This is a genomic window from Caulobacter sp. SSI4214, assembly GCF_012184455.1.
Lineage (GTDB): Bacteria > Pseudomonadota > Alphaproteobacteria > Caulobacterales > Caulobacteraceae > Caulobacter > Caulobacter vibrioides_E.
Genome location: NZ_SZWJ01000149.1, coordinates 1 through 5520, shown reverse-complemented (window position 1 = coordinate 5520; position 5520 = coordinate 1). Strand labels below are relative to the sequence as shown.

Sequence of the window (5520 nt, the reverse complement as noted above, 5' to 3'; positions counted from 1 at the left end):
GAAGTCGTGGGCGGTCAGGCCGCCAGCGCGCCCGACGTGGTGCTGGTCCACTGCGAGCGGCGCGGTGGCGCGCCAGCCGTCGAGTCGCGGTGGCTGTGGCGCTTGAAGACCCTGGCCGCCGGCGCGGGCCTTTCCCTGCCCCGCCGCGACGACGTGCTGGACTGGGTCCGCGCCCTCGACGCGCCCGAGCCTTATTCGCCGATCAAGCGCCCTGAACCGCGCCCGCCTGTCGAGGACCGCCCGCGCAGGATGGCCGTCACCCGCGTCGAGGCCCTGACCCGCGATCCCTACGCCGTCTGGGCGCGCGACATCCTCAAGCTCTACCCGCTGGAGCGCCCGGACGAACCGGTCGAGGCCCGCGCGCGCGGCACGGCGATCCACGCGGCCTTCGAAAAGTTCGCCGAGACCTATCCGGACGCCGTGCCCGCCGACGCGGCGGGTGTGTTCGAGCGCTTCTACATCGAGGCCCTGATCGGGGCCGGCATGCCGCCGACGGCGCTGGCCCGCGAGAAGGCCCTGGCCCGCGAGGCCGCGCTATGGGTCGCCGACTGGGAGCGCCAGCGCCGCGCGAGCGCCCGCAAGATCGTGGTAGAGGCCGAGGGCCGGCTGGAGCTCTCGATCAACGGACACCCCTTCACCCTGACCGCCAAGGCCGACCGCATCGAGCCGACGCCGGACGGGACGGCGCACATCCTCGACTACAAGACCGGCGCCGCGCCGTCGCAGAAGCAGGTCGACACCGGCTTCTCGCCGCAGCTGACCCTGACGGCGGCGATCCTGATGAACGGCGGCTTCCCGGACCTGGGTAGCCCCGCGCCGGGCGATCTGACCTATGTGCGCGTGACCGGGCGGCGCCCCGCCGGCGAGGAGCAGGTCCGCGCCTTGGCGAACGGCGAGAGCGAGGAGGCCGCGCGCAAAGCCATGGACGGCCTCGTCAAGCTGATCGCCCGCTATGACGATCCCGACGAGCCCTACCGATCGCGGGTCGCGCCCCAGTTCGTGAAAGAGCACCCCGGCGACTACGCCCACCTAGCGCGGGTGTTCGAATGGTCGACCAGCGGCGACGACGGAGAGGGCGAGTGAGACCGGTCTCCGCTCAGATCCTCCCCCGCGACGCGGGGGAGGTGGCCCGGAGGGCCGGAGGGGGTCAACGCGGCCAACCTCCGGCTCGCCCCCTCAGTCACTTCGTGACAGCTCCCCCGCAAAGCAGGGGAGCATCTTTCTAATGCTGCTCGATCCCCAACGCATCGCCGCCGATCCGGCGATCTCGGCCTTCGTCACGGCCAACGCCGGCTCGGGCAAGACCAAGACCCTGATCGACCGGGTCGCGCGGCTCTTGCTGGCCAAGGTCGCGCCCGAGGCGATCCTCTGCGTCACCTACACCAAGGCCGCCGCCGCCGAGATGCAGCGCCGCCTGTTCGAGCGCCTGGGCAAGTGGTCGGTGACCAGCGACGCGGACCTGCGCGCCGAGCTAATCAAGCTGGTCGGCGACGGCGAGGTCTATGACGCCGACCGTCTCTCGAAGGCCCGCGCCCTGTTCGCTCAGGCGCTGGAGACGCCCGGCGGCCTGAAGATCCAGACCATCCACGCCTTCTGCGAAAAGCTGCTGCGGCGTTTCCCGCTGGAGGCCGGAGTCTCGCCCGGCTTCACGGTGATGGATGACCAGGCCGGCGCCGCGATCGCCCGCGCCGCCCGCCGCGCCGTCGCCAACTGGGTCGACACTCACGACGACGCGTTCTCGGAGGCCTATGCCCGCTTCTCGGTGGCGCTGGACTTCCAGAGCTTCGAGGCGATGTTCACGGGCTTCGAGGCGCGGCGCGGCCAGATCATGGCCTATGTCCAGCGCTGCGGCGGCCTGGCCGAAGCCATCGCCGACGCCTGGAAGCGCTGCGGCTTCGACTCCCCGACCTCGGCCGAGGACCTGGCCGCGCGCGCCATGGCGCGCCTCGACCTGCCCGCCTGGCGCGCGGCGGCGACCGTGCTGTTCGACGGCGGCGGCAAGCAGGACGCCAAATACGCCGAGGCCCTGGCCGCCGTGGCCCGCGATCCGGACGCCACGCTGGATCTCGCCCTGCGCGCCCTGTTCACCGAGGGCGGCGAAGGCGCGCCCGCGACCTGGCCCGCCAAGACCTCGGGCCTGAAGAGCCGCGAGGACCTGCGCGAGGCCCTGCTGCTGGAACAGGCCAAGCTGGAGGCCGCCCGCGAGAAGGTCCGCGCCGCCAAGGTGGCCGAGGACACCCAGAACGCCCTCTTACTGGCCGGCCTCTATATCGAGCGCCACATGGCCGAGAAGGCGGCGCGTGGCGCGCTCGACTTCACCGATCTGATCGACAAGACTCGCGTCCTGCTGACCGAGAAGGTCGAGGCCGCCTGGGTGCTCTACAAGCTGGACGGCGGGGTCGACCACATCCTGCTGGACGAGGCCCAGGACACCGCCCCCGAGCAGTGGGAAATCCTGCGCGCCCTGACCGCCGACTTCTTCGCCGGCGAGACCTCCGAGGGCTGGAGCGGCCGGCGCGCCGAGCGCACGCTATTCATCGTCGGCGACCACAAGCAGTCAATTTACTCGTTCCAAGGCGCTGAACCTGGGCGGTTTCGGGCGGAAACCCGCCGCTACATCGATCTGATCGCCGCCGTCGGGCGCGACGGCGTAGGCGTGGACCTCGCCAAGTCCTATCGCTCCACGCCTCAGGTTCTTGCGTATGTCGATAGCCTGTTCTCGGCGGAGGAGAACCGCGTAGGGCTCATGCCAGAAGGCGGCGACCTAGAGCCCCATATCGCAACCCGCGAAGAGCCTGGGTGCGTCGATCTTTGGCCGTTGGTTCGAGAGCTTCCTGGGGAGGATCGGGAGGCCTGGGAAACCCCGCTCGACGCCGAAAGTGAGCGAAGTGCCAATCGACGCTTGGCCGAGAAAATCGCGACGGAGATTGAGGCGACCATCGCACGAGGCGATGCGGTCTTCGATAAGGACCTACGCATCACCCGCGCCGCTCACGCCGGCGACATCCTCGTCCTGGTCCGCCGCCGCAAGGCGCTGTTCGAGGAGATCATCCGCGCCCTGAAGCGGCGCGGCGTGCCGGTGGCCGGGGCCGACCGCCTGGCGCTGTCCAGCCACATCGCCTTCGAGGACCTGCTTGCGCTGGGCCGGTTCGTGCTGTTCCCGGACGATGATCTGACCCTGGCGGCGCTTTTGAAGACGCCGTTCTGCGCCCTGACCGACGAGGACGTCTACGCCCTGGCCAAGGGTCGCCGCGCCACGCTTTGGGCCGAGCTGCAGGGGCGGGCGGAGGAGCGTTCCGAATGGGCCGCCGCGCAGGCGGTGCTGGGCTGGGCGCTGGCCGAAGGCCGTCGCCGCCAGCCTTTCGAATTCTACGCCGCCTGGCTCGGCCTCGCCGACGAAGCCGGCCGCTCGCATCGCGCCAAGATGCTGACCCGGCTGGGCGCGGAGGCGGAAGAAGCGCTGGACGAGTTCCTGGCTCAGGTCATGGAGGCCGAGCAGCGCGGCGTGCGCGATCTCGAGGCCCTGGTCGCCGACTTCGCGGCGCTGGACATCATCGTCAAACGCGAGATGGAAGGCGCCCGGCGCGAGGTGCGGGTGATGACCGCCCACGGCTCCAAAGGGCTGGAGGCGCCGATCGTCTTCCTGCCCGAGACCACGGTGAAGCGCGGGGCCGGCGGCTCGCCGCTGCTGGTCACTGACGACGGGGCCCTGCTGTGGTGCGCCAGCGGCAAGGGCGACTGCGCGGCCTCGGCCAGGGCGCGGAAACTGCGCGAGGACAAGGAAAGCCAGGAGGCGCTGCGCCTACTCTACGTTGCCCTCACCCGGGCGCGGGACCGGCTGATCCTGTGCGGCCGCATCGACGCGCGGACCAAGGACGACAAGGTCGGCGGCTGGTACGCGGCCATCCGCAACGCTTTCGCCCATCCCGACATCGCCCCGCACGTGCGGACGATCGGCGAGGACGAAACCGCTTTCCTCCGTTACGGCCCCGATCCAGAGCCCGCGCCGGGAGTCGAGGAGAACATTCGCGTCCCCGCCGCCGCGCCGGCCTGGATGACTCAAGTCGCGCCGCCGGAGCCGGCCGCCGCCCGCTACGCCGCCCCATCGCGGATCGAGGACAACGCCCGCGTCCCCGCCCCCTCGCCACTGGCGCGCGTGGCGGGCCTCGGCCGCTATCGCCGGGGCGAGCTTGTGCACAAGCTGCTGCAGATCCTGCCGGACCTCGCGCCCGACCAGAGGCCGGCCGCCGCGCGGCGGCTGCTGGCGGCCGAGCGCGACCTGACCAACGACCAGCGCGAGGAGATGGCGGCGGCCGCCTTTGGCGTGCTGGACGACACGCGCTTCTCGGCCGTGTTCGGCCCAGGCTCTCGGGCCGAGGTCGCCCTGGCCGGGACCAGCGCCCATCTGCCCAAGGGCCTCGCCGTCTCGGGCCGCGTCGACCGCCTGGTGGTGGACGAGGCCCGCGTCCTGGTCGTCGACTACAAGACCAACCGCCCCTCGCCCGACCACATCGAGGACGCCGATCCGGCCTATCTGGCCCAGATGGCGGTCTATGCCGCCGTGCTGCGCGAGGTGTTCCCCGGCCGGGCGGTCGAAGCGGCGCTGGTGTGGACCGATGGTCCCAAGCTGATGCCGGTTCCAGAAAAGGTGATGGCCCAGGCCCTGGCGCGGCTGGCCTAAGGCCGTTGCCCGAGGCGCATCGTCCTCCTACATGTTTGTGCAAGCGTCCGGAGCGAATCCGGGCAATTTGGAATTCATCGCGTCTTCCGCGCCGCCCGCGGCGGACGCCAGACTGGAGCAAGCCATGAGCACCGTCGCGGTGACCGACGCCACTTTCGAAGCCGACGTCCTGAAGGCCAGCAAGCCCGTGCTGGTCGACTTCTGGGCGGAGTGGTGCGGTCCTTGTAAGCAGATCGCTCCGGCGCTGGAGCAGATCTCCGAAGAGCTGGCGGACGTCGTGACCGTCGCCAAGGTCAATATCGAGGACAGCCCGACCACCCCGTCGCGCTACGGCGTTCGCGGCATCCCGACCATGATGCTGTTCCGAGATGGCCAGATGACCTCGATGAAGGTCGGCGCCATGCCCAAGCAGAAGATCCTGGAATGGTTGAACGAAGCCGGCGTTCAGGCGGCCTAAGCGGCCTCATCCGCTAAGTTCGAAGCGCCCGCTCCGGTTCGCCGGGGCGGGCATTTTCGTGTCAGGTCGGCCAGGTTTCCGGGCTCTTCGCCAGGATTTCGCCGGCCAGGTACAGCGAGCCGCAGATCAGCACGTGGGGCGTCGGCTCCAGGGCCAGGGCTCGCTCAAGGGCGTCCTCCACGCTGTCGCAGGCCGCCGCGCGCAGGCCGGCCAGTTCCGCCGCGGCTGCGGTGTCGGCGGCGCTGGCGGCGGCGTGGCCTTCGAAGGTCACGGTGAACACCTTGGTCGCGACGCCCCGGAACGGGGTGAAAAAGCCGGTCGCGTCCTTATTGGCCAGCAGGCCCGAGATCAGCGCGACGGGACGGCCATCGCGGGCGGCGAG

The 5520-nt window shown here is 70.6% G+C and carries 3 protein-coding genes and 1 pseudogene; 3 read left to right on the top strand and 1 reads right to left on the bottom strand.

Annotated elements, in window-relative coordinates:
• The 3 genes from FCU40_RS22440 to trxA all read left to right on the top strand — a co-directional run.
• Positions 1-1083 (top strand): PD-(D/E)XK nuclease family protein (locus FCU40_RS22440; protein ID WP_175582104.1); only part of this gene is annotated, 1083 nt, incomplete at its 5' end.
• 145 nt (positions 1084-1228) lie between these two features.
• Positions 1229-4681: a double-strand break repair helicase AddA gene (gene addA / locus FCU40_RS22435; protein ID WP_168078010.1), complete on the top strand. Its 3453-nt coding sequence runs from the start codon at positions 1229-1231 to the stop codon at positions 4679-4681.
• Positions 4682-4805: 124 nt separating this feature from the next.
• The gene (gene trxA / locus FCU40_RS22430; RefSeq protein WP_004617958.1) at positions 4806-5138 is read left to right on the top strand and encodes a thioredoxin; all 333 of its coding nucleotides are present in this window, start codon (positions 4806-4808) and stop codon (positions 5136-5138) included.
• Positions 5139-5199: 61 nt separating this feature from the next.
• Here the strand turns inward: trxA and FCU40_RS22425 are convergent.
• Positions 5200-5520 (bottom strand): annotated as a pseudogene (locus FCU40_RS22425) (bifunctional folylpolyglutamate synthase/dihydrofolate synthase); the annotation flags it as partial.